This is a genomic window from Pedobacter sp. 10L46_2 (assembly GCF_056395165.1).
Map to the genome: position 1 here is coordinate 1 of NZ_JBFTIZ010000455.1, position 2,208 is coordinate 2,208.

Genomic DNA, 2,208 nt, shown 5'->3' on the forward strand with positions numbered 1-2,208 from the left:
ATATTGAAGCGGGGCCCCATGATCCGTTTTCGAAACCATTACCATAATCATCTGTAAAGATCTTATAGGCTTTATCCAGATTCACAAATACCTGATTTGTGGTAATTGGCCCGGTAGAGTTGGTAAGTATTAGTTTTGCGCTGTTTACCGTAGTTGCAGGCATTTTAATTACCAGTTCTTTTTTGGATTGAGATACGATACTGGCCTCGGCCGCTGCGCCATCCAGCGTTATGCTGGTTACATCCTCAAGGTTGTTTCCAACCAGGGTAATTTCTGTGCCTTCAATAAAATTATAGTTAGAGGCTGTATTTACCAAAGGCAAAGCAACAACATTAAATGGCACTTTTAGCTGAACTCCAAGTCTGTTTGTTAAAATGATGTTTTGGGCACCACCATTTGCAGTATCAGGCACTCTAAATATCAATGCATTATCTGTATTTAGCGTCGGGTTAAATGAAGCAGGTACATTCCCTTTTTCAAAAACAATACTGGTCATATCGCCCAGGCCGCTTCCGGTTAAGGTGAGTACAGTATTTCCGCTTGCCCTTTCCGGATCAAGCTTATTGGCCACCGGACTATTGGACGCTTTGCTGCTCGACTGCTCTTCTTTTGTGCAGCCTGTTAKGGTTAATGCTCCTGCCATACATGCCAGCAGGAATATCTTTAGATTTTTAATAGTTTTCATATCTATTTATAATAAGCTACTGCAGGTTCAAGCAGTAAAGGATTAATAACTGTTTCTGGTTGTGGTACCGGAAGGTACAACTGCTTTGCCGAAGTAAGTGTGGCCTTAAAGCTGGTTAACTGGCCGTTACCACCTAATGTACCACGCTCCTGTGCGGCTATCATCTGCTGTGCCTTAGCAAATCCTTGTCTTTGGATGTCAAACCAGTAGTCGCCTTCAAATGCGAACTCTACTTTACGCTCGTGTAAGATATCATCAAGCGTGATGTTGGTTAAACTTACCAGACCAGCACGGTTATGTACTTCGTTAAAGGCACTTAAAGCGGTAGCATCGCTGGTAGATCCTCCTCCGGCCATTACTGCCTCTGCATAAATCAGCAATACGTCAGCATAGCGAAGAATATAAGTAGAAATGCTGTTATGACTGTCGGAAGTTACTACTTCAGCGCTTCTGTTTGGTCCTACAACATATTTCTGAATATTGGAGCGGGTGCCTGTTTGAATTTTAAAATCGCTTGTTATCCCTGTAGTATCATAAGTAAATCCGTTAGGGAAATTGTCGTTGATCCAATCGGCTTTATGAAAGCCCTGCTGCATTACCGACCATCCTTTTCTACGGTCGCCGGTAGCATAACCTGTTGAAGCATTTAACATGTCGAACGACGGAACCACTGCTGAATAACCATTTCCTCCTGTTGGTTTTGGTTTTAACAAAGGTTGCGGACCTACGTAAAGCATGTACCTGTTTCCTCCGTTCCATCCCATAGCAGCTAACCATCTTAATGAAAACAACATTTCTTTGTTGTTTTTGTTGGCGATGTCTGAGGAGGTAAACATGCCCTGAAAATCAGGATTCAGGCCTATTCTTTTGGTTGATGTTGCATAGTCTATAACCTCTTTGGCTTTTAACCTTGCGTTTTCATAGTCCTTTAAGTAAAGGTAGATTTTGGCCATCATCCCTTTTGCTGAATATTTATTAACCCGACCATCCTGAGTTGCTATTTCGGGCAGGTTTTCTTCTGCAAACTTAAGGTCCTCAAGTGCAAACTTTAATACATCTTTTTGCAGGTATCTTGGTGTTGCAGGCGCCCCGGCTTTGGTTAGATCTACCGGGTTTTCTACTATTGGCGCATCACCAAAAGCACGGCCGATATAGAAGTACGCAAACCCACGGATAAACTTGGCTTCGGCTATACCTACATCCAGGTAGGAAGGATCGGCCACCTGAGTTTTTTTATTCATAAAAGTATGAATCAGTACAGATGCCTGTCCGGCTGCCTTATAGCAAGACTTCCAGGTGTCCATTACTAAACCATCTGTACTTTGGATATTAAAATTATAAAATGAGTTGTATTGTGCATTGCCCTGCACTCCGGTTACGGTACCACCCAGCACATCACCTACAGATATAAAGGCTTTGTCAGACCAGTCATTCCATACAGAATTGTACAAAAGTCCTGTGGCACCATTTACTTCGGCTGCTGTGGTATAATAACTTTCGGTGGTTGGTCCCGTTTCTGAGGG

At 42.8% G+C, this 2,208-nt stretch carries 2 protein-coding genes; both read right to left on the bottom strand.

Annotation, left to right across the window (positions count from 1 at the left end):
• A partial coding sequence (locus AC1DDX_RS26660) for an IPT/TIG domain-containing protein (RefSeq protein ID WP_477622952.1) occupies positions 1-685 on the bottom strand: 685 nt, incomplete at its 3' end.
• Between the two features lie 2 nt (positions 686-687).
• Positions 688-2,208 (bottom strand): RagB/SusD family nutrient uptake outer membrane protein (locus AC1DDX_RS26665; RefSeq protein ID WP_477622953.1); only part of this gene is annotated, 1,521 nt, incomplete at its 5' end.